23 protein-coding genes are annotated in these 26,603 nt (G+C 63.4%); 14 read left to right on the top strand and 9 right to left on the bottom strand.

The features are described from left to right. Nucleotides 1-52 precede the first annotated feature (52 nt). Entirely contained in the window at nt 53-1,927 is a 1,875-nt protein-coding gene (gene recQ, locus DQG18_RS05895) for a DNA helicase RecQ (RefSeq protein ID WP_116653289.1), read from the bottom strand. A gap of 90 nt (nt 1,928-2,017) precedes the next feature. Here recQ and DQG18_RS05890 point away from each other — a divergent pair, with 90 nt between their 5' ends. Then, complete coding sequence (locus tag DQG18_RS05890; RefSeq protein WP_116653288.1) at nt 2,018-2,806, top strand: DUF72 domain-containing protein; 789 nt, start codon at nt 2,018-2,020, stop codon at nt 2,804-2,806. Nucleotides 2,807-2,933: 127 nt separating this feature from the next. Here the strand turns inward: DQG18_RS05890 and DQG18_RS05885 are convergent, their stop codons facing one another. Next, nucleotides 2,934-4,079 carry a DNA recombination protein RmuC gene (locus DQG18_RS05885; RefSeq protein WP_116653395.1) on the bottom strand — a complete coding sequence of 382 codons (1,146 nt, stop codon included), beginning with the start codon at nt 4,077-4,079 and terminating at the stop codon, nt 2,934-2,936. Nucleotides 4,080-4,184: 105 nt separating this feature from the next. Here DQG18_RS05885 and def point away from each other — a divergent pair, with 105 nt between their 5' ends. Genes def through truA form a run of 3 tightly spaced genes read left to right on the top strand, consistent with a single transcriptional unit; the run spans nt 4,185 to nt 6,386 of the window. Beyond that, a complete protein-coding gene (def, locus tag DQG18_RS05880; protein WP_116653287.1) occupies nt 4,185-4,700 on the top strand; it encodes a peptide deformylase in 516 nt (171 codons plus the stop codon). A gap of 22 nt (nt 4,701-4,722) precedes the next feature. Beyond that, nucleotides 4,723-5,646: a methionyl-tRNA formyltransferase gene (gene fmt, locus DQG18_RS05875; protein WP_116653286.1), complete on the top strand. Its 924-nt coding sequence runs from the start codon at nt 4,723-4,725 to the stop codon at nt 5,644-5,646. Between the two features lie 2 nt (nt 5,647-5,648). Then, nucleotides 5,649-6,386, top strand: a complete 738-nt coding sequence (truA, locus tag DQG18_RS05870) for a tRNA pseudouridine(38-40) synthase TruA (protein ID WP_116653285.1) — start codon at nt 5,649-5,651, stop codon at nt 6,384-6,386. On the opposite strand, the gene DQG18_RS05865 is transcribed toward truA, so the two are convergent. The 3 genes from DQG18_RS05865 to dapD form a co-directional block, all read right to left on the bottom strand. Beyond that, nucleotides 6,383-6,937 (bottom strand): hypothetical protein, encoded by a 555-nt coding sequence (locus tag DQG18_RS05865; RefSeq protein WP_157970022.1) that lies wholly within the window; start codon nt 6,935-6,937, stop codon nt 6,383-6,385. The genes truA and DQG18_RS05865 overlap by 4 nt on opposite strands. Nucleotides 6,938-7,039: 102 nt before the next feature. Continuing rightward, nucleotides 7,040-8,209 carry a succinyl-diaminopimelate desuccinylase gene (dapE, locus tag DQG18_RS05860; RefSeq protein ID WP_116653283.1) on the bottom strand — a complete coding sequence of 390 codons (1,170 nt, stop codon included), beginning with the start codon at nt 8,207-8,209 and terminating at the stop codon, nt 7,040-7,042. Between the two features lie 5 nt (nt 8,210-8,214). Continuing rightward, the gene (gene dapD / locus DQG18_RS05855) at nt 8,215-9,060 is read right to left on the bottom strand and encodes a 2,3,4,5-tetrahydropyridine-2,6-dicarboxylate N-succinyltransferase (RefSeq protein WP_116653282.1); all 846 of its coding nucleotides are present in this window, start codon (nt 9,058-9,060) and stop codon (nt 8,215-8,217) included. Nucleotides 9,061-9,241: 181 nt separating this feature from the next. Here dapD and DQG18_RS05850 point away from each other — a divergent pair, with 181 nt between their 5' ends. After that, complete coding sequence (locus tag DQG18_RS05850; RefSeq protein WP_116653281.1) at nt 9,242-10,090, top strand: LOG family protein; 849 nt, start codon at nt 9,242-9,244, stop codon at nt 10,088-10,090. A gap of 247 nt (nt 10,091-10,337) precedes the next feature. On the opposite strand, the gene DQG18_RS05845 is transcribed toward DQG18_RS05850, so the two are convergent. Beyond that, a complete protein-coding gene (locus DQG18_RS05845) occupies nt 10,338-11,549 on the bottom strand; it encodes a hypothetical protein (protein ID WP_116653280.1) in 1,212 nt (403 codons plus the stop codon). 72 nt (nt 11,550-11,621) lie between these two features. Beyond that, nucleotides 11,622-12,326, bottom strand: a complete 705-nt coding sequence (locus DQG18_RS05840; RefSeq protein ID WP_116653279.1) for a pyrimidine 5'-nucleotidase — start codon at nt 12,324-12,326, stop codon at nt 11,622-11,624. Nucleotides 12,327-12,464: 138 nt separating this feature from the next. Between DQG18_RS05840 and DQG18_RS05835 the strand changes: the two genes are divergently transcribed. From DQG18_RS05835 to DQG18_RS05810, 7 genes are all read left to right on the top strand, one after another. Further along, the gene (locus DQG18_RS05835) at nt 12,465-12,821 is read left to right on the top strand and encodes a GntR family transcriptional regulator (protein WP_116653278.1); all 357 of its coding nucleotides are present in this window, start codon (nt 12,465-12,467) and stop codon (nt 12,819-12,821) included. Then, entirely contained in the window at nt 12,818-13,291 is a 474-nt protein-coding gene (locus tag DQG18_RS16300) for an ATP-binding cassette domain-containing protein (protein WP_198669668.1), read from the top strand. The genes DQG18_RS05835 and DQG18_RS16300 overlap by 4 nt, the downstream gene beginning before the upstream one ends. Then, complete coding sequence (locus DQG18_RS16295; RefSeq protein WP_198669667.1) at nt 13,227-13,703, top strand: AAA family ATPase; 477 nt, start codon at nt 13,227-13,229, stop codon at nt 13,701-13,703. The genes DQG18_RS16300 and DQG18_RS16295 overlap by 65 nt, the downstream gene beginning before the upstream one ends. Continuing rightward, entirely contained in the window at nt 13,703-14,587 is an 885-nt protein-coding gene (locus DQG18_RS05825) for a hypothetical protein (protein WP_116653277.1), read from the top strand. The genes DQG18_RS16295 and DQG18_RS05825 overlap by 1 nt, the downstream gene beginning before the upstream one ends. 98 nt (nt 14,588-14,685) lie before the next feature. Then, nucleotides 14,686-16,389 carry a SulP family inorganic anion transporter gene (locus DQG18_RS05820; RefSeq protein ID WP_116653276.1) on the top strand — a complete coding sequence of 568 codons (1,704 nt, stop codon included), beginning with the start codon at nt 14,686-14,688 and terminating at the stop codon, nt 16,387-16,389. A 617-nt stretch (nt 16,390-17,006) separates the two neighbouring features. Further along, the gene (locus DQG18_RS05815; protein WP_342771496.1) at nt 17,007-19,685 is read left to right on the top strand and encodes a bifunctional diguanylate cyclase/phosphodiesterase; all 2,679 of its coding nucleotides are present in this window, start codon (nt 17,007-17,009) and stop codon (nt 19,683-19,685) included. 98 nt (nt 19,686-19,783) lie between these two features. After that, nucleotides 19,784-21,289 (top strand): inorganic phosphate transporter, encoded by a 1,506-nt coding sequence (locus DQG18_RS05810; RefSeq protein WP_116653275.1) that lies wholly within the window; start codon nt 19,784-19,786, stop codon nt 21,287-21,289. Here the strand turns inward: DQG18_RS05810 and DQG18_RS05805 are convergent. After that, entirely contained in the window at nt 21,256-21,756 is a 501-nt protein-coding gene (locus DQG18_RS05805) for an NUDIX hydrolase (protein WP_157970021.1), read from the bottom strand. The two genes, DQG18_RS05810 and DQG18_RS05805, sit on opposite strands and share 34 nt — an antisense overlap. Nucleotides 21,757-21,957: 201 nt before the next feature. On the opposite strand from DQG18_RS05805, the gene DQG18_RS05800 reads away from it, so the two are divergent. Next, nucleotides 21,958-23,466 carry a helicase HerA domain-containing protein gene (locus DQG18_RS05800; RefSeq protein ID WP_116653393.1) on the top strand — a complete coding sequence of 503 codons (1,509 nt, stop codon included), beginning with the start codon at nt 21,958-21,960 and terminating at the stop codon, nt 23,464-23,466. Between the two features lie 42 nt (nt 23,467-23,508). Further along, a complete protein-coding gene (hrpB, locus tag DQG18_RS05795) occupies nt 23,509-25,962 on the top strand; it encodes an ATP-dependent helicase HrpB (RefSeq protein ID WP_116653273.1) in 2,454 nt (817 codons plus the stop codon). A gap of 8 nt (nt 25,963-25,970) precedes the next feature. Here hrpB and upp read toward each other — a convergent pair whose 3' ends face one another. Next, nucleotides 25,971-26,600 carry a uracil phosphoribosyltransferase gene (gene upp, locus DQG18_RS05790; RefSeq protein WP_116653272.1) on the bottom strand — a complete coding sequence of 210 codons (630 nt, stop codon included), beginning with the start codon at nt 26,598-26,600 and terminating at the stop codon, nt 25,971-25,973. Between the last annotated feature and the right edge of the window lie 3 nt (nt 26,601-26,603).

The following is a 26,603-nucleotide window of genomic DNA, read 5'->3' as shown; positions in this document are numbered from 1 at the left end:
TTGTGGGAGAGGGGTTGGGGGTGAGGGGTGCTGCGGCACCAGCCAAATGCACCTATGTTTGTGCCAGCATTTTCAGAAACGCCTCGCCATAGCGCTCCAGTTTGGCGGCGCCGATGCCGGGCAGCAGGGCCATCGCGTCGAGCGAGCGCGGCCGGGCGAGTGCCATCGCCTTGAGGGTGGAATCGTGGAAGACCACGTAGGGCGGCACTCCTTGCGCCTTGGCCAGTTCCGCCCTTTTGGCGCGCAACGCCTCGAAAATCTCGCGCGCCTCGGGACCCAGATCGGCGCTGACGCTCAGCGCGCGCCTCACCTCGGCCGATTTGCGCCCCGGATCGCGCCGGAAGGTGATCGGGCGTTCTTTCCGGAACACGGCCCGCGCGCTTTCATCGAGCGTCAGCGCGCCATGGGCGTCGTGGTCAACGATGATCAGCCCCATGGCTGTCAATTGCCGGATGACCGATTGCCATACCTTTGCATCGATATCGCGCCCCGCCCCGAAAACCGGCTGGTTGTCGTGGCCGAAGCGGGCCACCTTGTCGGTCGCCTTGCCCACGAGCACATCGACGATATGGGCCGCGCCGAAACGCTGGCCGGTGCGGTAGATCGCCGCCAGCGCCTTGATTGCCGCTTCGGTCCCCTCCCAAGTCTCGACGGGGGTGAGGCATGTGTCACAATTGCCGCAACTGCCCGGATGGCTTTCCCCGAAATGGGCAAGGATCGCCTGTCGGCGGCATGAAGCGGTTTCGCACACCCCCAGTAATGCGTTGAGCTTGGCGTTTTCCACCCGCTTTATCGCATCGGGCGCGTTGCCCTCGGCGATCATGCGGCGGCGCTGGACGACATCGGCCATCCCGTAGCTCATCCAGGCATCGGCGGGCTGGCCGTCGCGCCCCGCGCGCCCGGTTTCCTGATAATAAGCCTCGATCGAGGCGGGGAGATCGAGATGGGCCACATACCGCACGTCCGGCTTGTCGATCCCCATGCCGAAGGCGACGGTTGCGACGAGACACAGCCCCTCTTCGCGCAGAAACGCGTCCTGATGGCGGCTGCGCACCGCCGCGTCGAGCCCGGCATGATAGGGGAGCGCCGCGATGCCCTCGCCGCTCAGCCATTGGGCGGTAGCCTCGACCTTGGCGCGCGACAGGCAATAAACGATCCCCGAATTGCCCTTGTGCCGGACAAGAAAGGCCAGAAGCTGCCGTCTGGCGTTGGCGCGCTCGACGATCGTATAGGCGATGTTGGGCCTGTCGAAGCTTGCGGTGAAAATCTCGGCCCGCTCGAGCCCGAGCCGCTCGATGATGTCGGCGCGGGTCGTGGGATCGGCAGTTGCGGTAAGCGCGATGCGCGGAACGTCGGGGTAAAGCTCCTTGAGCTGGACCAGTTCGCGGTATTCGGGCCGGAAATCATGCCCCCACTGGCTCACGCAATGGGCCTCGTCGATGGCAAAAAGCGCAATGTCGATGCGCGAGAGCAGATCATGGAAGCCGGGTGCGGAAAAACGCTCGGGGGCGACATAGAGCAGGTCAATCTTGCCGGCAAAGAGAGCATCGCGCACCGCGCGCTGCTCGTCTCCGCCCATCGACGAATTGAGCGAAGCCGCCTTTACGCCCGCCTGTTTCAGCGCCTCCACCTGATCGCGCATCAGTGCGATGAGGGGGGAGATGACGACGCCCACCCCGGCCCGGCAGAGCGCCGGGATCTGGTAGCACAAGGACTTGCCCGCGCCGGTCGGGAACAGGACCACCGCGTCCCCGCCCCCCGTCACGTGTCTGACCACGTCCTCCTGCTGGCCGCGAAACGCCTTGTGCCCGAAAACCGAGGCGAGGACGTTTAACGGGTCATGATGGACAAAGGCGGGGGCAAGAAGCGATGTCACCTTGGCGCTCACGTCGCTGGGAGAAAAACGGCGCGGGCGAATCGCCCGCATGTCCTTTGTGCCCGCAGGGTTTGCGTGGATGCAAGCCTTGCGGCGGAGATAAAATCGGGCCAGGCTGAATGAGCGAGCGGGAGGAATACGATGGCGGGATCGATCTTTATCGGGGTGGGCGGCTGGACGTTCGAGCCTTGGCGTGGGACGTTCTATCCCGATGGGCTCGTGCAGAAGCGCGAGTTGGCCTATCTGGGCGAGCACCTGACCTCAGTCGAGATCAATGGCACCTTCTATGGCAGCCAGAAGCCCGAAAGCTTCCAGAAATGGCACGACGAGGTGCCGGAGAATTTCGTCTTTGCCCTGAAGGGCACGCGCTACGTCACCAACCGGCGCGTGCTGGCCGAGGCGGGCGATTCGCTCGAACGTTTCCTTTCGAGCGGGGTGACGGGGCTTGCCAAAAAGCTCGGGCCGATCAACTGGCAACTGGCGGCCACCAAGACATTCGACGCGGAAGACTTCGCCGCTTTCCTCAAGCTCCTGCCCCATGAAATGGACGGCCTGCGCATCCGCCACGCGGTCGAGGCGCGCCACGAAAGCTTTTGCGACGCAAAGGCCGTCGATCTGGCTCGTGAGTACGGCGTTGCGCTGATCGCGGGGTGCGACAGCAAATTCCCGGTCATCGCCGACCCCACCGCCGATTTCGTCTATCTGCGGCTGATGGGCACGAGCGAGGACAATGAAAAAGGCTATTCGGAAACCGAACTCGACGCCTGGGCCGGGCGGCTCAAGACCTTTGCCGCTGGCGGCGTGCCCGACGATTTGCCCACCTATGGCGCCAAACCGGAAAAAAAGCCGCGCGATGTCTTTGCCTATATCATCGCCGGCGCCAAGCACAAAAACCCCGCCGCCGCGCAGGCGCTGATCGGGCGGCTGTAGAAAGGGGAGTGCCGGTCAGCACCGAACTGCACCCTCTCCGTCGTTGCCCGGTTTAGCCGGGCAATCCAGCCCGGTGGCTACTGGATCACCCGGATAAACCAGGTGAAGACGGGGGGAATTATCGACCTCACTCGCCTTCGAGCTTTGGCCTTTCCTCGAAATCCATCGCTTCGATCCGCTCGCCGCGCCTGGTGAGCTTGCCGGTGGAAATGAGGATATCGCCGATGTCGTCATTGGCCTGCCGGAAGTGGTTCTGCAGTTTGTTGACCCGCTCGTTGAGGCGATTGACGTCGCCCAGAAGCGCCACGACCTCCTTTTGGATCACATGCGCCTGCTCGCGCATCCTGACGTCGCGCAAAAGTGCCTGGATAACCTGGATCGAGAGCATCAGGAGCGAGGGTGAGACGATGACCACCCGCGCCCGCGCCGCGTTCTGCACCACGTCCTCGAAGCGTTCGTGAAGGTCGGCAAAGATCGATTCCGAGGGTACGAACATGAAGGCGGTGTCCTGGGTTTCGCCCACCAGCAGGTACTTTTCCGAGATCGCCCTGATGTGCACCCCGCAATCCTTGCGAAAGCTGGCCATCGCGGCGCGCAGGGCCTCGGGCCCGTCCGCTTCGTTGAGCCGCTGCCAGGCTTCGAGGGGGAACTTGGCGTCCACCACCAGCGGCGGGGCGGCGTTGGGCATGTGGATGAGGGCGTCGGGGCGTGAGCTGTTGGAAAGGCTCGCCTGGAAACTATAGCTGCCCGAGGGCAGCCCATCGGCAATGATCGCTTCCATCCGCCCCTGCCCGAATGCACCGCGCTGCTGCTTGTTGGCGAGGATCGATTGCAGCGAGACGATTTCGCTCGAAAGCTGGGTGATGTTGGTCTGCGCCCGGTCGATCACCGCCAGTCTTTCGGCGAGCTTCGTCAGCGTTTCCTCGGTCTTCTCGCGGCTTTCGGTCATCGACTGGTTGACGCGATGGCTCGAGGCATCGATGCGGTCGGTCAAAAGTTTGGCGAGATCGGAGGTGCGGTTGCCGAAAATCTCGCTCATGGTCTGCATCCGTCCCGTCATCTCGGACTGGACGCGCATCATGTCGGCCAGATGGCGCTCCATCTCCGAGGCGCGCCGCGCCTCCTCGTCTGCTTCCACGGCGCGCTGGCGTGAGGCGCGCATCTGGAGGGTGAACATGATTAGCAACAGCAGGACCGTCACCGCCAGCCCGCCGGCGAGCAGTTCGATGGCCGTCACCGGTCGGCCGCCCAGATCGAAAAGAACCGTTTCCATAATGTTCTTGTTATCTGATTCGCAGGCCCCCATATCCGGCTTTGCTTGACCGCGCCCGCCAAGGTGCATTACCACGAGCCCCGAACCCGCCGAACAGAGGCCCAAATGAGCGTCCGTCCCATCCTGATCCTGCCCGACCCGCGTTTGCGGCAAGTGACCGAGCCGGTCACCGTCTTCGACGACGCGCTCAAAAAGACGGTCGAGGACATGTTCGAGACCATGTACGACGCCCCCGGCATCGGGCTGGCCGCGCCCCAGATCGGAGTGATGAAGCGCCTGATCGTCATCGATCTCGCCGATCCGGAAAATCCCGATTCGGGCAAGATCGTCATGGTCAATCCCGAGATCGTCGCCATGAGCGAGGAGACCGAAATCACCGAGGAAGGGTGCCTGTCGATCCCCGAATTCTATTACGAGGTCGAGCGCCCCGCCGAGGTGACCGTCAGGTTCCTTACCGCCGAGGGCGAGGAAGTCACCCGCCACGCCACGGGGCGGCTGGCGGTCTGCATGCAGCACGAGATCGACCATCTCGATGGCGTGCTCTATATCGACTACCTGTCGCGCTTGAAGCGCGACCGGGTGAACAAGAAGTTCCAGAAGCGCGCCCGGCTGGCCGGCTAGGGCATTTCCCGGAGGATCGGCGATGAAGGTCGTCTTCATGGGCACGCCCGATTTCGCCGTTCCCACGCTCACCGAAATCGTGATGCGCGGGCACGAGGTCGTAGCCTGCTATACCCGCGCGCCAAAGCCCGCAGGACGCGGCCAGGCCGAGCGCAGATCCCCCGTGCACGAGGCTGCCGAAGAATTCGGCATTCCCGTCTTCACCCCGCGTAATTTTCGCGATCCCGCCGATCGCACGACATTCTCCGCGCTCGGGGCTGAGGTCGCGGTGGTGGTCGCCTATGGGCTGATCCTGCCGCCCGAGGTTCTTGAAGCGCCGGATAAGGGGTGTCTCAACCTGCATGGGTCGCTTCTGCCGCGCTGGCGCGGCGCGGCCCCGATCCAGCGCGCTATCATGGCCGGGGATACCCGGACGGCGGTCTCGATCATGCAGATGGACGAAGGGCTCGATACCGGCGCGGTCGGGTTGGTCGAGGAAATCCCCATCGGGCCCGACATGACGGCGGGCGAACTTCATGACGAGATGATGCGGCGCGGAGCCGATCTCATGGGCCGGGCGCTGGCCGCGCTCGAGCGCGACGCGCTCCATTTCACCCCCCAGCCCGAGGAGGGCGTCACCTACGCTGAGAAAATCGAAAAGGCGGAAAGCCGGATCGATTTTTCAAAATCCGCCGAAGCGGTGCACAACCATATCCGCGGGCTCTCGCCCTTTCCCGGCGCATGGTTCGAGGTCGAGTTGGGCGGCAGGCCCACCCGCATCAAGGCGCTGCGCTCGATCCGTGCGCAAGGGGAAGGGGAGTCGGGCACGATTCTGGACGGACTGACCATCGCCTGCGGAGAGGGTGCGGTGCGCCTCACCCACGTCCAGCGCGAGGGCAAGGGCGCGATGGATGCAGCGACCTTCCTGCGGGGCGCGGGCGATCTGGCGGGTCGAAGGGCGGGCTAGGGATGCCCCGCTACAATCTCAAAATCGAATATGACGGAACCCCTTTCGTCGGCTGGCAGTGGCAGGACGGGCAGCTTTCGGTGCAGGAGGTGCTGGAAACCGCGATAAAGGCGTTTTCCGGGGAGACCATCCGCACCCAGGCGGCGGGGCGGACCGATGCCGGGGTGCATGCGCTGGGGCAGGTGGCCCATTTCGATCTTGAAAAGGACTGGGACCCGTTCCGGGTCTCCGAAGCGCTCAATTATCATTTGCGGCCCCACCCCGTCGCGATCCTTTCATGCGAGAAGGTGGGCGCTGATTTCGAGGCGCGGTTTTCGGCCAGGTTCCGGCACTATGAATACCGCATCCTCAACCGCCGCGCCCGGCCCGCGCTCGACGAGAAAAGAGTGTGGCACGTGCCGGTTCCCCTCGATGCAAATGCGATGCACGCAGCCGCGCAGACCGTGCTCGGCCAGCACGATTTCACCACCTTCCGCGCCGCCGAATGCCAGGCGAAATCACCGATAAGAACGCTCGACCGGCTCGATGTGTCACGAGAGGGCGAGATGGTCGTCCTGCGGGTTTCCGCGCTTTCATTCCTTCATCATCAGGTGCGTTCGCTCACCGGCTCGCTCAAGCTCGTGGGGGAAGGCAAATGGCCGATGGAGGGGCTCCGGGAAGCGCTCGATGCGCGCGACCGTGCCCGCTGCGGCGCCATGGCCCCGGCATCCGGGCTCTATCTCGTCGGGGTGGATTATTAGACTGGCACCGGGATGAACAACCCAAGGACGGCCAGCCCGATGAAGACGCCAATCACCTGCGCGACCATCAGCATCACGATCTGCCCGACGGAGAGTTCGGCCACCAGCCGGGCGTTGTTGATGCGTGCGGCAAGGCCCGCGACGATGGCTGCGAACATCACCATTTCCCCGCTCAATCCCATCAGCCCGACCAGGGCGAGGACGATCGAGATGAAGGCGTTGAGCCAGTTGTCGACGGCAAGGAACGGCACGAATTTCTCGCGCTTGCCGACCGCCTGCAACACCACCCAGCTTGCCGCGACCAGCGCGGCATAAAGGACCGCATTGGTCACGACCAGCGCAAAGCTGGAAACCCCCGTGCCCGTCTGGCTGAGTGCCGCCGCCCCCAGCGTGATGGCGATCGAGGCAAACAATGCGATAAAGCTCGAAACGAGCCCGCGCAGGCTGGTATCGAAGTAGCCCGGCGCGTCGCGCCGCCCGATCAGAAGCCGCCACGCACCCTGCGCCGCATGAAAGGTTTCCTGCTGCAATGACGGCGGAGTGGCGGACACGGGGATTATGGCCTCGAAGTCAGGTTAAAGGAAAAATGGCAACGCCATCCATCCGCCATCATGTAGAGGGTGTGGCACCGACCTGCAACACGCTTGCAGTGCTTAAGAGCGCCCTTTGGCGAGGAACCGCGCAACGAAGGTTGCGTAAAGCCCGGCGAGTCGGTCCACATCGGCAACCGGCACCCTTTCATCGACCTGGTGCATGGTCGCCCCGATCAGCCCGCATTCGACCACCGGGCAATAATCGGCGATGAACCGCGCATCCGATGTGCCCCCGATAGTGGAGAGCGCCGGTGCGATGCCGTTGATCTCTTCCATCACTTCGCAGAGATGGGCGACATGGCCTTCGGGCGGGGATATGAAACAGCGCGAGATCGGTCCCATGACCTCGAAACCGATGGTGCATCCCTGGGCATCGAACGCTGCGATGCGGCGCTCGATCTCGGCCTTTAACGTTTCGCCCGTCCACGTGTCGTTGAACCGGATGTTGAACCGCAATTCCCCCCGGGCGGGAATGACATTGGCAGTCGGGTTGCCGGTGTCGATGGTGGTGACTTCGAGATTGGAGGGCTGGAAATGTTCGGTGCCGGTGTCGAGGGGCACGTAAAGCGCCTCGACCAGCCGTGCCAGCACCGGCATGGGGTTGTTGGCGCGCCGGGGATAGGCGACGTGCCCCTGCTTGCCCGAAACGGTGATCCGGCCCGAGAGCGAGCCGCGCCGCCCGATCTTGATCGAATCCCCGAACCTCTCGAACGAGGATGGCTCACCCACGATGGCGAAATCGAAACTGTGGCCCTGGCTCGTCGCCCATTCGAGCAGCTTTTTGGTGCCGTTGACCGCATCGGCCTCCTCGTCATTGGTGATGGCGAGGGAAACCGTGCCTCTTTCGAGTCCGCCGTCCCCAACGAGTTGTGCCATCGCCCCGCAAAAGGCGGCGACCCCGCTTTTCATGTCGGTCGCCCCGCGCCCCCACATCACCCCGTCGATGATCTCCCCCGAAAACGGATCATGCGTCCACGCCGCGACATCGCCCGGTGAAACCACATCGGTATGCCCGGCGAACAAGAGATGCGGGCCGGGTGCATCGGCCTTGAGCGTGGCAAAAAGATTGTCGACCGGATAGGACCCGTCGCCCTCGAACCTCAGCCGCGTGCAGACAAAGCCCAACGGGGTCAGGAAGGCTTCGAGTACGTCGAGCACGCCTTCCTCGGCGGGGGTCACAGAGGGGCGGCGGATGAGGTCGGCGAGAAGCAGGACGGAGGGGCTGGGCATGGGGATCAATCGCGCAACAGATCGTTGATGGAGGTTTTGGAGCGGGTGCGGGCATCGACCCGCTTGACGATGACCGCGCAGTAAAGGCCGGGCCCCGGGGTGCCATCGGGCAGCGGCTTGCCCGGCGTCGAACCCGAGACGACGACGGAATAGGGCGGCACCTTGCCGAAATGGATTTTGCCGGTGGTGCGGTCGATGATTTTGGTCGATTGCCCGATGAAGACGCCCATCGAGATGACCGAGCCCTCGCCCACCACGACCCCCTCGACGATTTCCGAGCGTGCGCCGATAAAACAGTTGTCCTCAATGATGACCGGTCCGGCCTGCAAGGGTTCGAGCACCCCTCCGATGCCGGCGCCGCCCGAGAGATGAACATGCTTGCCGATCTGGGCGCACGAACCCACCGCCGCCCATGTATCGACCATGGCGCCCTCATCGACATAGGCGCCCAGGTTGACAAAGGAGGGCATCAGGACCGCGTTTCGGCCGATGAAGGCCGAGTGGCGGACGATGGCGCCGGGGACGGCCCGAAACCCGGCCTCGCGGAAGCGGTTTTCGTCCCAGCCGGAAAATTTGGACGGCACCTTGTCCCACCAGTGCGCGCCGCCGGGGCCGCCGGGGATGGTCTGCATGTCGTTGAGGCGGAACGAGAGCAGCACGGCCTTCTTGAGCCACTGATTGACCTGCCAGCTCCCGCTCGCATCTCTTTCCGCCACCCGCGCTGTACCGGAATCGAGCAGGTTCAGCGCCTCGTCCACCGCCTTACGGATTGCACCATCCGTCCCGTGGGTTATGGCGTCCCGGCCCTCGAAAGCAGCATCGATCGTTGCGGCGAGATCGGCGTGGGGCATGGGCGGACGGAGCCTTGAAGCTGTTGATGGGTCTGTGTCGGGCGCGGACCTTATCGCAAGGAGTGGGGTCAAGAAACCCTTGAGCGGGGCAAATTCGATTGTGCTTGCATAGCCCGGCACCGATCCTTAACCCCGGGCTGCGAAAACAGGAACAATCGGAAAAACAACAAGGAGCCCGGAGATGGGCCGTAAGCGCCATTCTTCCCTCAGGTCCTCGGTTGAGGACATTGAGGTCGTCCGCCATACGCCGGAAACCCCCCAGACCAGATCCTCGGCCTATCGCCTCGCGTTTGCCGATGAGGAATTCCTCACCTCCGAAGATCTGCGTGGCATGCGGTTCCACCTCGAATATCTCAAGGTTGAGAACCGGCTGCGCCAGGCCGGGATCGATTCGACGGTCGTGCTGTTCGGCGGCGCCCGTATCCCCGAGCCGGGCAAGGAGGCCTGGGCCGCCAAGACAGAGATCGCGCGCAAGAACCTCGAGAAAAGCTCGAAATACTATACCGAGGCGCGACGCTTCGCCCAACTGGCCTCAAAGACCTCCGAGGCCACCGGCTACAAGGATTACGTAGTGGTGACCGGGGGCGGTCCGGGGGTGATGGAAGCGGGCAATCGCGGCGCGGCCGATGTCGGGGCACCCTCGATCGCCTTTAATATCGTCCTGCCCCACGAACAGGCCCCCAACCTGTTCATCACCCCACAATATTCGTTCAATTTCCACTATTTCGCGACGCGCAAGATCCATTTCCTCGTGCGCGCCAAGGCGGTGGCGATCTTCCCCGGCGGGTTCGGGACGCTCGATGAGTTCTTCGAGGCCCTGACCCTGATCCAGACGGGGCGCATGGATCGCATCCCGGTCCTGCTGTTCGGCAAGGCCTTCTGGGGCCGGGTCATCAATCTCGAGGCGCTGGCCGAGGAAGGCACTATCTCGCCCGACGATGTCGAATTGTTCCGGATCGTCGACACAGCCGAGGAAGCCTGGGAGTGCGTGCGCAAGGCCTATAATTTGCCGGTTATTTCTATCGATTGAGGCGGAAAATCTGGCCGCGCGGGGCTTCGGAAGTTCCAGTTTGGTCAGGCTCAATCGAGATTGATGGCCGGCGGTGGCATCGTGGCCTCCTCATCCGACCTTTTGCTGCGCAAAAGCCCCCCTTCTCCCATGAGGGGAGAAGGGGCAACCGTGGGGCCGTCACACGAGCTCCCCTCTCCCCTCGTGGGAGAGGGGCTGGGAGGGAGGGGGCAGCGGTGCGGGGAAAAACGCCGGATGTTAATCCCGTCTACTGGTTCGCCTTGATGGTGATGTTGAAAAGCTCGATCAGGGCCAGCGGGTCTTCCTCGGCATTTTCGAGGGCCGTGACGTCGACGGGCGTATCGGGTTCGGCGGAGATCGTCAGGTTGCGCGGATCATCGATGAAGGCGTTGATCTGGGTGGTTGCCATGGCCTTGAACGCGGCGTCGGGCAATTCGGTCAGCCCCATCGAGACCATGAATTTGAGCCCGGTCGCCAACGTCTGGCCGTCGATCCCTTGTTCGGCGGCGGCGATGTCGAGCGCCTTCATGAACAGCGATTCATCGTTATAGCGGATTGAAAAGCCCTCGATTCCCGTATTTGCCGAGCGATCGAGCATGGTCTGCTCGATCCGGGCGATCTCGCTTTCCAGAACCTCCTCGTCCTCCTGCGCCAGCCGGGCCATCTGGAGGTTGAGCGCCATGAGGTCTTCAACGAACGCCCGGTCAAAGCCGGTGAGTGCGCCGTCCATCGTGATCGATCCCAGCCCCTTGACCGCGAAGGTGAAATCGCTGATGCCGGCCCGGCTCGTCTCCGGGTTCCAGACGGAATCTCCGGTAAGGACTGCGCTGAAGCGCTCGATCCCCAGGGCCGCGACAATCTCCTGGGCTTCGGCATCGGGAACCGCCGAAAGATCGGCGCTGATCCCCTCGACGGCGAGGCGGGAAACGACATCGCTATTGTCCGCGGGGCCCTCGATCGTCGTTGAAAAACGCCTGATGCCAAAGATTTCCGACCCATCCTGCGAGACGGTCAGCGGACCGGCCGATATGCTGCGATATAGATTCATGACGGCGGGCACGAGATTGCCCTCCTCGATCGACCCGGGAAGGGTGATCCCTTCCATGGCGACGTTCCGCAGGGAAAGCGACAGGCCTTCCTCGGGATCGTCGATCTCGAGGTCCGCGGTCGTCGCGGTCTCGATGGTGAACCCGCCTTCGGCGGTTTCCGTAACGCCCGAAAAGACCACATCGCCCGGCACCCGGGCTTTTTCCTCGCCGGGTATGAATATCGTGAAATCGGAAAGCGTTACCGTGTCGCCGGTAACGCTGGCCGAGTCGTAGTCGATGGCGACGCCGAGCAGTTCCACGGCGCCCTTGAGCCTTGCGCCGAACTGATCGGCATCGAGGGCCCATGCCGGTTGTGCGCCCAGAACCGCTATCGCACCCAATGCCGTTATGGGCAGAACCTTGTCGAACATCTTTAATCCCTGCTGTTGGGCGCTGCCGCGTTGTTTCTTGCGGGATGCGCGGTCTGATCGTTGGGCGAGGGTTCACCCAAGGCGATGAAGAAAACCCAAAAGATCGTCAGTAATGTGATGGACATGGGCAAGCTCATGGCCGCGCCCCAACTCCCATTCGTCGACCTGCTCGTGGATGAAACCGTCGCCCGCAACCACCTGCACGGTCGTCATCCCGCGCTCGTGGGGCACGACGAGGTTCTTTTCCAGATCGTCGAACATGATGGCGCGGGAGGGGTCGACATCGTGGTTCTCAAGGAACGCCTCATAGGCGACGTGCAGCGGCTTGGGCTGGAAGCGCGCCGAGCGGATGTCGAAGATCGCCTCGAACAGATCCTCGCCTCCCAGCCGGGCCAGCACCGACCGGGCATGGGCCGCATCCGCGTTGGTAAAGATGAACTTGCGCCCCGGCAGTGCTCTGATCGCCGCGACCAGATTGGGATGGGGCGCAACGGGGGAGTAATCGATGGCGTGGACCTGGGAAAGATAGTCGTCGGGATCGATGTCGTGAGTATGCATCAGCCCTTTGAGGGTTGTGCCGTGATCCCGGTAATAGGTCTTTTGCAACTCGCGCGCCGCCGTGAAATCGAGCCGGGCCAGTTCCATCACGTAGTGGGTGATACGGATATCGATCTGCGCGAACAGGTTGCATTCGCGCGGATAGAGCGTGTTGTCGAGGTCGAACACCCAGTCGGTGACGTGATCGAGCTTGGGCTGTGGAAGGATCATCTTGTTCATTCAGCCATTATCGCATGAGGCGGTTGAAATGGGAAATGGCACTCGTGCCGGTCCGGGGCGGCGCTGGCAAGTCCATAATGGAAGTTGACCATAGCGTATTAGTGTGCTACATATATAGCACACTAACTGGAATTGCACATGACACAGTGGCGCGACGACCAGCCGATATTTGTTCAGATCCGGCAAAGGATGATCGACATGATCCTCAACGGGACCATCGGGGAAGGCGACGCCTTGCCCTCTGTCCGGCAGGTGGCGACCGAGTTGTCGGTCAATCCCCTGACGGTTACCAAATCCTACGAAACTCTCGTCGATCTGGGCATTGTCGAAAAGCGCCGGGGGCTGGGGATGTTCGTGACGCAAGGCGCGCGGCCCGCGCTTCTCGCCCATGAGCGCGAAAAATTTCTCGCCGAAGACTGGCCCGCCATCCTTGCGCGCATCGCAGCGCTCGGGCTTTCGGCAGACGATCTCTTGAACCGGGAAGACAGCAAATGAACGATGAGACCCCTATCGTTTCCGCGCGCGGCCTGCGCAAGCGGTTCGGCAAGACCGAAGTCCTGCACGGGCTCGATTTCGACATCCCCGCGGGCCGCATCTATGGGCTCGTCGGCCATAACGGGGCGGGCAAGACCACGACGCTGAACGCGCTGTTGGGCCTCACCCAATGCGAGGGGCGCATCGAAGTCCTGGGGCTCGATCCGTTCGCCAACCGCGCAAGGCTGATGGAGAACGTCGCCTTCATTTCCGACGTGGCCAGCCTGCCGCGCTTCTTGCGGGTGCGTGAGCTTTTTTTCCCTGCTCTCCAATATCCACCCCAATTTTTCCCAAGCCAAGGCGCAGGATTTTCTCGCCGGAACCGACATCCGGCCAGGGGCGAAGATCAAGAATCTCTCCAAGGGCATGATCGCCCAACTCCATCTTGCCGTCGTCATGGCGATCGACGCGAGGCTGCTGGTGCTCGATGAACCGACGCTGGGTCTCGACATCACCTATCGCAAGCGCTTTTACCGGCGCCTGCTCGAAGATTACATGACCGAGGAACGCACCCTGCTCATCACCACCCATCAGGTCGATGAGATCGAGTTCATGCTCTCGGACATCATGTTCATCCGCGATGGCGAGTTGATCGTGCACATGCAGATGGAGACCGTGAACGAGAAATATCTCCAGCTCATCGTTTCGGACCCCGCCAGTCTGGAAAAAGCGCGGGCGCTGGGCCCGGTCTTTACCGAAACCCGGTTCGGCCAGACCGTGATGATCTTCGACGGCGTGCCGCGCGGGACGCTGGCCGCTCTGGGCCAGCTCTCGACGCCCACCCTTTCAGACCTTTTCGTGGCGCTGATGCAGCGCGAAACCTTTAACGCTGGAGCGGCCTGATGCGGGCGATGATCGCACTTGTCAAACGTGAATATATCGAGCATCGCGGAGCCTTCGTCTTCGGTCCGGCCATTCTGCTCGGCCTGATGCTGTTCGCATCGCTCTATTCGACATGGTCGGCGAGCGTTCATACCGGGATTGCCGATGAGCTTCCCGGTTCCCTGCGCTTTTATGAAGCGGCGTTCTCGATCATCGTCGCGGGATGGTGGGCCTATCTTCTGGTCATGCTGTTCTTTTATTTCGCCGATGCGTTCTCGTCCGACAGCCGCAACAATTCCATGCTGTTCTGGAAATCGATGCCGCAGACCGATTTCAAGATCTTCGGCTCCAAGATGGCCGCCGCGTTCACGGTCTTTCCGGCCGCGATCCTGCTTGCCGTGGCGATCAGCGGGATCATCGCCTACCTGCCGGCCCTGTCGGTGGGCGCCGCGATCCCCGGCTATGCGCCTCCCGGTTTTCTCGACACGCTCGGTGCCTGGGCCAACATCATGACGACCGCCATCGTGTTCTTTGCCCTGGGGCTCTTGTGGTATGCGCCCTTTTTTGCCTGGGTGGGCCTTCTCAGCGTCCTTTTCCGGCGCTGGGCCATTCCGCTGGCCTTTCTCATCCCCGTGGCGCTGGGGCTGGCCGAAAATCTCGTGACGCGGCGCTGGTCGCGTGATGGCGGCGCGCTTTTGAGCTATCTGGGCGAACGTATGAACTTCCGCTTCGATGGCCTCGATTTCGAGGTGGTCTGGATATTGGGCGAGCCATGGAACGCGCCCGAACTGATCGGGCGCATGGTGCTCGGGCTCGACTGGATTTCGCTTGCAGGCGGGCTTGCCATCGCCGTGATCCTCGTCTGGCTCGCCAGCGAATACCGGCGCCGCTGGGTGCTTGCCTGACACGTCAGCGATGGCCTCGCGACGGCTTGTTGCCTTATCGGGCGGTGAGAGCTTAATCTTGCCGCCTCGCCGCTCCTGTCAGATGAGGCACCTTTCCCATGTCGTCCGTTCCCGCCCGCCAGCTCGTGGCGGACAAGCCCGGGTTCATTGAAGAATTCTCCCCCAAGAGCCTGGTCACGCTTCGCGAAGGCTATGGTCTCGTCGAACTGCGGGCCGATGCCATAGCAGGGCTGACCGTGGCCATCGTCGCCCTGCCACTGTCGATGGCCATTGCGATCGCCTCGGGGACCACCCCCGACCGGGGACTGTACGCCGCGATCGTCGGGGGGTTCCTCGTCTCGTTTTTCGGGGGAAGCCGCTTCCAGATCGGCGGGCCGGCTGGCGCCTTCATCATCCTCGTTGCGGCAACCGTCGCCCGCCACGGCGTCGAGGGCATGCTGCTCGCCACCCTGATTTCGGGCGTCATCATGATCGGCATCGGGCTGTTGCGGCTGGGCTCCTATATCAAGTTCATCCCCTATCCGGTGACCGTGGGATTCACAGCGGGCATCGCCGTCATCATCTTTGCCAGCCAGTTGCGCGACCTGTTCGGGCTGGCGCTGGCCGGACCCGAACCGGGCGAACTGGTCGAAAAGCTCCAGGTGCTCTGGGCCGCGCGCCCGACGATGAACGGGGTGGCCGTCGCGGTCGGTTTTGCCACCATTGCACTGATGGTGGCGCTCGCCCGTTTCGCGCCAAGACTGCCGGCCCTGCTCGTTGCCGTGGCCGGGGCTGCGCTGGCGACGGGACTGTTCGACCTTCCCCTTGCCACTATCGGTAGCCAGTTCGGCGGCATTCCCTCCACCCTGCCGATGCCGGCGCTGCCCGACTTGAGCACCGAGCGGATCATCGCCGTCCTGCCGGACGCGATTGCCTTTGCCCTGCTTGGTTCCATCGAATCCCTGCTCTCGGCGGTGGTCGCCGACGGGATGACCGGGCGGCGGCACAAATCCAATTCCGAGCTGTTGGGGCAGGGGATCGCCAATATCGGCTCGGCCCTGTTCGGGGGCATATGCGTCACCGGCACCATCGCACGGACCGCCACCAATGTGCGCTCGGGCGGACGGACCCCGGTCGCCGGCATGCTCCATTCGCTGTTTCTTCTGGGCTTCATGCTGGTCGCCGCCCCGCTGGCCAGCTACATCCCGCTCGCAGCGCTGGCGGGCGGGCTCATCGTCATCGCCTGGAACATGGTCGAACGCCACGCCATTTCGGCGCTGTTTCGCGGGTCGCGCGGCGATGCCGCGGTTCTGGCGGTAACCTTTCTGCTCGTTGTCTTCCGCGATCTGACCGAGGGGATCGTCGTCGGTTTTTCGCTCGGCGCGCTGCTCTTTATCCACCGCATGGCCGGAGCCGTTGCGATCGAAGAAAGCGAGACAGCGCTTGCTGCCTATCCGGTCGATGGCGAGACACCTTACGACCCCCACCAGGCGACCGATGACGATACCGTGGTCTATAAGATTTCCGGCGCCTTCTTTTTCGGGGCGGCAGCCAGCGTGGGCGCGATCCTCGACCGCATCGCTGACCAGCGCAAGAATTTCATTCTCGACTGTTCGGACCTGCCGGTGATCGATTCCACCGCCGCCCATGCGCTCGAAGGGGCGGCCCGCAAGGCGAAGCAATCGGGGATCAGCTTCATCATCGCGGGCGCGCGGCCGGGCATAAGGCGCATGCTCATGACCCACGGCGTCCGTCCGCCGCTGGTAAGGTATCGGCGCAGCGTCGAGACCGCGCTGGCCCATCTCGAAAAGAAGGAAAGCTGACCCCGCCAAATCAGCAGAGCAAATCAGGCGCGGATTATCGTTCAAACGATCGGGCTTGTGAACCGCCCAATCGCCTTTCTTATCGGCCCTTATGGCCTTGCCATCGGAATCGAACACGGGCAGCATCGAACCCGGTTTCAACCAGATGAAAGGAGGTGATCCAATGTCTAGTGAGATCCGCGCATGCGGGAGTGGCCTTGGGTGTGGGGTGACAACGGCGAGGCAGCCCTTGGCGCTTTGATCCCCCTCCACCGAACCGTTGTCTGGTTCAGTCACTCTTTAGCGTGACGATTTCATGGAAGGACCACTCGAAACCCGGGTGGTCCTTTTGCTTTGGAGGCTTGGGAAGTGGCCGGGGCAGATAAAAAAACGGCGGAAACATGGGAGACCCCATATCGCCGCCGAAGGTTGCTCTTGCCCTTCGCGCTCTCGCGAAGACCTCGATGTTACCGCGATTGTGCTGGCAAAGCCATAGTATCGCCCGAGTTCTTGAGCAGGCCCGCCGGTAACGAATCTGTGAGCGGCGGAAAATCCTTTAAAGGGCCTGTTAAACCCTCTAGCCCTAGACTTGCCGGCCAAACGCACCGGTAATCTGTGCAAGGGGGGCATCGGATAGAGTGGCAGGCGGCATTCCGGGCGCGCTGAGACGGTTTGCGCGTAAGGCTTTCCATTCGAGCAACATCCCCACGGCCATCGCCCTTATCGTGATGGTTGCCGCGATGGCATTCGCCGAAATGCAGAACCGCTCGATCCATATCCAGACCCAACGCAATGAGGTGCTGGCCAAGGTGGGACTGGTGCGCGCCCAGCTCGAGGGGATGGTCAATTCCAATATCCAGCTCGTCCACGGCCTTGTTTCGACGATCGCGACCGAACCCGATATGAGCCAGGAGCGCTTCTCGGCGCTGGCCGGCTATCTTTTCGCCCAGAAAAATCAGCTCAACAACCTTGCGGCAGCGCCCGGTTTCGTTCTTGAGCTGATGTATCCGGTGGCTGGCAACGAAGCCGCCATCGGGCTCGATTACACCGCCCACCCCGAGCAGTCCGAAACCGCGCTGCGCGCCCGCGATACCGGGGAGATGATATTGGCGGGCCCGGTCCACCTCGTACAGGATGGGCGCGGGTTCATTGCGCGCTTCCCGGTCTTTGTCGATGAGGGGGATGGGCCGGACCGGTTCTGGGGTATCGTTTCGGCAGTTATCGACGCCGACCGGCTCTATGCCGAAAGCGGGCTTCTCGACCTTGCCCCCGATCTGAGAATTGCGGTTGCCGGTGTCGACGGCGCGCTCGGCGATGGTCGCGTGTTTTTTGGCGATGCCGCCGTCCTCGAACACGATCCGGTTATTGCCGATGTGACATTGCCGACCGGACGCTGGCTGATCGCCGCCACGCCCGGCGGTGGCTGGGGAACCGAGCCGCCCAACACATGGGCCCTGCGCCTCATCATGGCGGCCGCTGCCGCGCTCGTTCTCGTGCCCATCATCCTTGCCTCGTACCTTAACACGGAACGCCGCCGGCGCCTTATCGAGCAAAGGCGGCGTGAGGTGGACCTGGCCAGGCTTTCGCGACGGCTCGAACTTGCCCTCGAGACCTCGCAGGTCGGGGTCTGGGAGATGAACGTTGCAACGGGCGAAATGTCCTGGGACGACAGGATGAACGAGCTTTACGGCGTGCCAGGCAACGGGCCCGCGTGCGATTACGACACCTGGCGCGACAGGATCGTCCCCGAGGATGTCGAACGGGCCGAACGCGAGTTTCACGAGGCCCTGCGGACCGGCGAGCGCTATGTCTCCAGTTTCCGCATCATGACGCCGGACGGTCAGCTTCGCCATATCCGGGCGATCGGCGCGCTCTATCAGGATCAGGGGGCGGCGCCTCGCATCCTGGGGGTCAATATCGACGCCACCTCCGACGCCCTGCTTTCCGAAGCGTTGATGCGCGCCAAGACCCAGGCCGAGGCAAAGAATTTCGAGCTCGAAACCGCCAAGGCACGCATAGAGCACAACGCCTTGCACGACCCTCTCACCGGCCTGCCCAACCGGCGGTATCTCGACGATGTGCTTGAAATGCACGCAAGGCGGGTTGCAAGGGTACCCATTTCCGCCTCGATCCTGCATGTCGATCTAGACCGGTTCAAGCAGATCAACGATACGCTGGGCCACGCGGCGGGCGATGCTATGCTGATCCATGCCGCAGGTGTCCTCAAATCGGCGGTGCGCCAGAGTGATTTCGTGGCGCGCATCGGCGGCGATGAGTTCGTAGTGTTCTGCCTTGGGGAAAAGACCGACGATGAACTGCGCGCGCTGGCCGACCGGATCATCGCGGCCATGCGTCGCCCGGTGACTTATCAGGGGCACGAATGCCGGTTCGGCGTGTCCATCGGCATTGCAAGCTCGAACGGAACGAGCGTCATGCCCAAGCAGGTGCTGGTCAACGCCGACATCGCGCTTTACCGTGCCAAAAAGAACGGTCGCAACCGCTCGGAATTCTTTTCCGATGAGTTGCAGGCCGAGATCGTGACCGCAAAGCGGGTGGCCGACGACATCCTTGCCGGTCTCGACAATGGCGAGTTCGTCGCATTCTACCAGCCCCAGTTCGATGCCGTTACCCTCGATATCATCGGGGTCGAGGCGCTGGCGCGCTGGAACCATCCCCTGCACGGCCTTCTGGCGCCAGACGCCTTCATGCCCATCGCCGAGGATATAAACGTCGTTGCGACCCTTGACCGGCTGATTCTTGAGCAATCGCTCGCCCAGCGCGGCATCTGGGACCGGGACGGGGTTCTTATCCCGCGCATCTCGGTCAATGTTTCGGCGCGGCGGCTAAATGATGAGGGGCTGATCAAGAATCTGAAGGCGCTCGATATCGCGCCCGGATCGATAGCGTTCGAGTTGGTGGAATCGATCTATCTCGATGAAAGCGATGGCATCGTGAGCTGGAACATCGATCAGATCAAGGAACTGGGCATCGATATCGAGATCGACGATTTCGGCACCGGTTATGCCTCGATCCTGAGCCTCATGCAGTTGAGGCCCAAGCGGCTCAAGATCGATCGCCAGCTTGTCATGCCCATCACCGTCTCGCATGAACAGCGCACGCTGGTGCAATCGATGATCGATATTGGCGCCACGCTCGGCATCTCGGCGATTGCCGAAGGAGTCGAGAGTCGTGAGCATGCGAAAATCCTCGCCGATATGGGTTGCGCGGCCGTACAGGGTTATGCCTTCGCCCGCCCCATGGCAGCCGATGACATAACCGCTTTCGTCCGGGCGGCCGGCTGGCGAAACGCCGGATAACCGGAAAAATACAGCAATTTTATCACATTTGCTCTGGCTTTGCGCGGACTGCTTGGCTATGGGCTGGCTTTGAAGTTAAGCTCGTCCAGTTGGGGCACATGGCAAAAACGACGATCGACAAGGATCTCAAGCGGGTCAGCCAACTGGGAACAGCCACCCATGAAACCGCCCGCGCCGTAGCCGCACCGGGGATGGCGCTTGTCTTCCTTTTCGCCGTGCTGGTCTGGGCGGTGTTTGTGGTGGGCGGCGGTCCGCTCTCCTATCTCGTCGTCATCGCAACGGTAATTGCCGCCTATATGGCGCTCAACATCGGCGCCAACGACGTTGCCAACAATATGGGCCCGGCGGTGGGCGCCAAGGCGCTGACCATGACCGGCGCGCTGGTTATCGCGGTGATCTTCGAGGCCGCCGGGGCCCTTCTTGCGGGCGGGGATGTGGTGACGACCATTTCGCGCGATACCATAGCGCCCGATATCACACTTTCGACTGACGCCTTCATCATGGTGATGATGGCGGCGCTCCTGTCCTCCGCCCTATGGGTCAATCTTGCAACCGTGCTGGGCGCGCCGGTATCGACCACCCATGCCGTTGTGGGCGGCGTTGTGGGCGCGGGCGTCGCGGCGGCCGGCATGTCGGCAATCATCTGGCCGACAATCTTGAGGATCGCGGCAAGCTGGGTGATCTCCCCGCTCATGGGCGCCGGGCTTGCCGCAGCCCTTTTGGCCATCGTTTATGCGACCATTCTCAACAAGCGCGAAAAGACCGAGGCAGCGCGCATCTGGGTGCCGATACTCGTTGCGCTGATGACCGGCATTTTTGCGATGTATATCGCAATGAAGGGGCTGAGGCGCGTATGGAGCCCCGAATTCCATGTCGTCCTGTTCCTCGGGCTTGCCTTTGCCGGTATCGGCTGGCTCGTTGCCTTGCCCTGGGTCAAAAAACGCACCAGCGACAGCCAGAGCACCAACAAGAACATCGCCGCGCTTTTTCGCCTGCCGTTGATCTTTTCGACAGCCCTGCTGTCTTTTGCTCATGGCGCAAATGACGTTGCCAATGCAGTGGGGCCGCTCGCCGCCATCGTGGCCGCCGCCGGCGGCGGCGGGGCCGGCAATGGCAGCGTTGCCCTGCCGTTCTGGGTCCTTGCCATCGGCGCGCTGGGCATTTCCCTTGGGCTTGCGCTCTTCGGCCCGCGCGTTATTCGCACGGTGGGCGAAAAGATCACCAAGCTTAACGAAATCCGGGGATTTTGCGTCGCCCTTTCCGCGGCCATAACGGTTCTGATCGCTTCAGCGCTCGGGCTTCCCGTCTCATCGACCCATATTGCGGTGGGCGCGGTTTTCGGGGTCGGATTTTTCCGCGAGAGCCTGTCCAACAAGGGTATTCCCAACAAGGCGGTGAGCCCCGAGGGAGTCTTTCTCAAGACCGACCACCTCAATGCAACGCCCGAGGAAGCCATCGCCAATTTTCAGAAGCGTCAGCGCCGCTATCTCGTGCGCCGCGAGCACGCCTTTTCGATCGGTGCGGCCTGGGTGGTGACCGTCCCTGCCGCGGCAGGGATCGCGGCGGGGATCTATCTTCTGATGAAGCTTCTTTTCGGGCTCTGAGCGCCACCCAGTTCGCGTTCGGCGAGCGCTACGGCCAGATCGGCGAGCCCTTCATGGGTGATCAGGCGCCTGGCTTCGGCCAACACCGCCCAGTGCCGATAGCGCTGGCCCATTTCCTTCCAGCCCTCACGCTGGCTCGAGACCCTGAGCGGGAACATCTTGACCTCGACCGGGGCGGGCCGCTCATCGGTGACGGGGAGGAAATAGGAGCCGATCGGGGTGTGGTCGATCTCCCCTTCGACGCCCGCTTCCTCATAGGCCTCGTGCGCCGCACTCTCCCAGGGGGTCTTGTCCGCCATCAGCCCACCCTTTGGGAATATCCACTTTCCCCGCCCGCGTGAGGTGATGAGCAACACGACGAGTTGGCCGTCGGATACTGTATAGGGCAGGGCGCCATATTGCGGCCCGGCGGGCTCGATTTCGCGGCGAAACGGGCGGCGAACGAGCGCGAGCAGTCTATCGAGCATCAGCGGGCCTTCCAGCTTCATATGGCGAGTGGTCGAATCTATCGCGGATCGCAAGGATTCGGCAACGTCTGCGGCAAGGTTAGCCCTCTGGAAAACCATCTCCGAGCTATGGTTCGGCGGCGCGTGCTGGGATAACCTTGTCGCGGGCCGCATCCGCGACCAGGAATCACCCCTTGAGAAATGTCGGAGCTTTATCGGGATATGACCGTCGAGATCGATATGGGCACAGCACGGACCGGCCAGACGGTCCCGCTCGATCTCGAGGAGTTGCTGGCCACCCGCCTTCTGGTGCAGGGCAATTCGGGTTCTGGCAAGTCGCACCTTCTGCGCCGCCTGCTTGAGCAGAGCGCGAAATGGGTGCAGCAATGCGTCATCGACCCCGAGGGCGATTTCGTGACGCTGGCCGAAAAGTTCGGGCATGTGGTCGTCGAGGCGGACCGCTCGGAAAATGAGTTGACCCGGATCGCCGGCCGTATCCGCCAGCACCGCGTTTCGGTGGTCCTTTCGCTCGAAGGGCTCGATGCCGAAGCTCAGATGCGCGCCGCTGCCGCCTTCATGGGCGGGCTGTTCGACGCCGAGCGCGATTTCTGGTATCCCATGCTGGTGGTGGTCGATGAAGCCCAGCTCTTTGCCCCCGCTGCCGCCGGCGAGGTTTCCGATGAAGCGCGAAAACTCTCGCTGGGCGCCATGACCAACCTCATGTGCCGGGGCCGCAAGCGCGGGCTCGCCGGGGTGATCGCCACCCAGCGCCTTGCCAAGCTCGCCAAGAACGTCGCCGCCGAGGCGTCCAATTTCCTGATGGGCCGCACTTTTCTCGATATCGACATGGCGCGGGCAGGCGATCTTTTGGGCATGGACCGGCGCGGAACGGAAATGTTCCGCGATCTCGAGCGCGGCCAGTTCGTCGCGCTCGGTCCCGCGCTGTCGCGCCGCCCGCTTCCCGTGGTGATCGGTGCGGTCGAAACCAGCGCCCGTTCGACGAGCCCCAGATTGATGCCGCTGCCTGAAGCGGCGCGCGGGGAGGATGCGGCCGATCTGATCTTTACGCCCGGCGCCGACGAGGATCTGCGTGTTCCGCCCCGGCGCGCCACCCCGCCCGCGCCACGCCCGACCCTCGATATTCTCGCCCAGTTGAGCACGCCCGCTCCACAACCGCAGGCGGAAACGCTTTTCCCTGAGATCGACGAGGCCGAGCGCGAGGAAATGATTGCCGCCGTGCTCGAGGAAATCCTCGAAGATCCTGAGGCGAGCTATCGCTCGGTCGCGGTGCTTTATCAGGATTTCCTCGTGCGCTGCCGCATCAGGCGCGTGCCGGGGGCTCCGCCCGATCTTAACGGTTTCAAGCGTCGCTTCTCGGTGGCCCGTGCCGGTGTCGATGCACAAACGGCGGAAAGCGAGATCTGGCGCAAGGCGCTCGCCCTGGCCAACGGGCTGACCGAAGACGTGCAGGGCGTTTTCCTTTTGCTGGCCCGCGCCGCGGTCGATGGTCTGCCGTGTCCCTCCGATGCGGCGCTGGCCCGCGCCTATGGCAGCCATTCGGCGGGGCGCGCGCGGCGGCTTCTGACCTATTTCGAGGAACGCGACCTCATCGTGCTGCGCGAGGATTTTTCCGGCCGCCGCATCGCAGCCTTCCCCGATCTGGGCTGCGAGACGCTGGCGGGCGATCCCAATGCCCCCGCCGACATGCCGGGCCGGGACGCCGCCGAATAGCTCCCGCTTGCCTCCAGTATGCAAACCGGCAAGAGATGGGCAATGCGTTTGCCAGATGATCCGCTCCCCATCGATGACGTGATCCCCGCGCTGCAAGCGGCGCTGGATGCCGATACGTGCGCCGTGCTGGTCGCCCCGCCCGGCGCCGGCAAGACCACCCGCGTGCCTTTGGCGCTGCTCAATGCGCCATGGCGCGGCGATGGCAGAATCGTAATGCTCGAACCCCGGCGCCTTGCTGCCCGTGCCTCCGCCCGCCGCATGGCGGCAACGCTCGGCGAGAAGGTGGGCGAAACGGTCGGCTATCGCGTCAGGCTCGATACGAAAGTGTCGGAGAAAACACGCATCGAGGTTGTGACCGAAGGGGTCTTTACCCGCATGATCCTTGCCGACCCCGAGCTTTCGGGCGTCGCGGCGGTGCTGTTCGATGAGTTCCACGAACGCAGCCTCGATGGCGATCTGGGTCTGGCGCTGACGATGGATGCCTCGGCGCTGCGCGAGGATCTGCGCATCCTCGTCATGTCGGCGACCCTTGATGGCGCACGGATCGCCTCGCTTCTGGGCGATGCGCCGGTGATCGAAAGTACCGGTCGGGCCTTCCCGGTCGAAACCCGGCACATCACGCCCGCGCCGGGCGCAAGAATCGAGAATACTGTTGTTGCCGCCGTTCTTTCCGCAACGCGCGAGGAGCCGGGCTCGGCACTGGTGTTCCTGCCCGGACAGGCCGAAATCCGGCGCGTGGCCGAAGCACTGGCGGGACGTGTTGGGCCGGATACCGACATCGCCCCGCTTTACGGCCAGTTGAGCGGCGCCGAGCAGGACCGTGCCATCCAGCCCGCCCCGGCGGGACGCCGCAAGATCGTTCTGGCAACCAGTATCGCCCAGACCTCGCTGACCATCGAGAGGGTGCGGATCGTCATCGATTCCGGGTTTTCGCGCCTGCCGGTCTATGAGCCGGACACCGGCCTCACCCGGCTCGAGACCCGTCGCGTCTCGCGCGCCGCCGCCGACCAGCGCCGGGGCCGCGCCGGACGCACCGAACCGGGGATCTGCTACAGGCTCTGGCACGAAGGCCAGACGGCCAGCCTCGTGCCCTTCGATCCCCCTGAGATTACCGAGGCCGATCTCTCGGGTCTTGTGCTCGACCTTGCCGGTTGGGGCGTTACCGATCCAAGGACCCTGACGTTCCCCGACCAGCCGCCCGCGCCCGCCTGGTCCGAGGCGGTCGCCTTGCTCAAGAGCCTTGATGCGCTGGACGGTGAAGGCCGCATCACACCCCACGGCAGGCTGCTCGCCAAACTCCCACTCCACCCCCGCCTCGGTCACATGATCGTGCTGGCGGGCCAAGAGGGCGCGGCGTTCGATGCCGCGCTGCTCGGCGTGGTTCTGGGCGAGCAGGGGCTGGGCGGCAGCGATACCGACCTTGCCGCCCGCGTCCGCCGCGTCATGGGAGAGGATACGAAACGGGCCGCCGAGGCGCGGCGCATGGCCCAGGGCTGGGCAAGGCTGGCCGGGGCGGCAAAGGCGGGTACGTTCGATATCGGCCGTCACCTTGCGCGCGCCTTTCCCGACCGCGTGGCGCAGGCCGCCGGGGCGCGCGGCCATTTCCGGCTCGCCAATGGCCGTCAGGGGCGTGTCGAGGAAACCGATGCGCTGGCCCAGGAGGCCCTCATTGTCGTTGCCGACATGACCGGCAAGGCGGCGAGCGCGACGATCCGCGCGGCGGCGGCGATCGACCGGCAGACCATCGAGGAGATTTTCGCCTCAAGGATCATCGACAAGACCGTTCTGGGTTTCGACCGCGAGGCACGGGCGGTACGCGCGAGAACCCAACGTCTGCTGGGCGCGCTGCGGCTCGGGGATGCACCCGCAAGGATCACCGACATGGACGCTGCCGCGACGCTGCTCGCGGCGGGCATCGCCGAAACCGGTATCGCCGCCTTGCCCTGGGCCCGCGAGCAGAAATCCCTGCGCGGGCGCGCGGGCTTTCTCCGCCAGCATCTGGGCGATGACTGGCCGGATCTCTCCGATAGGGCGCTGGCCGGAGATGATGCGGACTGGCTCGCGCCTCATATCCATGGCCTTACTCGCCTCGATGAGATCACCGCCGAGCACCTTTCGGCGGCGCTTTACGATCTTTTGCCGTGGGATAGGCGCGGGGAGATGGACAGGCTGCTCCCCTCCCATTTCGATGCGCCCTCGGGCAGCCGCATCCCCATCGATTATGGGGCCGGGAACGGCCCGGTGCTGGCCATCCGGGTGCAGGAGCTGTTCGGGCTCGACGTGCATCCTTCAATCGCGGAGGGAAAGGTGCCGCTCCTGCTCTCGCTGCTGTCCCCGGCCCATCGCCCCATCCAGACCACCCGCGACCTGCCGGGCTTCTGGCGCGGAAGCTGGAAGGATGTGGCAAGGGACCTCAAGGGCCGCTATCCCAGGCATCACTGGCCCGATGACCCGCTGGCGGCAAAAGCCACCAATCGTGCCAAGCCGAGGGGATAGCGCCGGGCCTATTTCGTGCCGTACATCCGGTCCCCCGCATCGCCGAGGCCGGGAACGATATAGCCGTGTTCGTTGAGCTTTTCGTCAACGCTGGCGGTAAAGACCGGCACGTCGGGGTGGGCTTTTGTAAAACGCTCGACCCCCTCGGGGGCGGCCAGAAGGCACAAAAAGCGCAGATTGTTGGCGCCGCGCTCCTTGAGCTTTGTCACCGCCGCGATGGCCGAATTGGCGGTCGCGAGCATGGGGTCGACGACGATCACCAGGCGGTCGGCGACATCCGACGGGGCTTTGAAATAATATTCTATCGCTTCGAGGGTTTCCGGGTCACGGTAAAGCCCGATATGGGCGACGCGTGCCGAGGGCACGAGGTCGAGCATGCCCTCGAGCAGCCCTTCGCCGGCGCGCAGGATGGAAGCAAAGACCAGCTTCTTGCCTTTAAGGGTTGGCGCACGCATCGCCTTGACCGGCGTTTCGATATCGACCAGTTCAACCTCGAGATCACGGGTCACCTCATAGCACAAGAGATGTGCGATCTCGCGCAAGAGGCGCCGAAAGCCTGCGGTCGAGGTTTCCTTGCAGCGCATGATCGTCAGCTTATGCTGGACAAGGGGATGGTCGATCACAGTCAGGTTCTGCATGAG

This window comes from Pelagibacterium sediminicola, from assembly GCF_003390885.1.
GTDB lineage: Bacteria > Pseudomonadota > Alphaproteobacteria > Rhizobiales > Devosiaceae > Pelagibacterium > Pelagibacterium sediminicola.
This window is presented reverse-complemented; position numbering and strand designations above follow the sequence as displayed.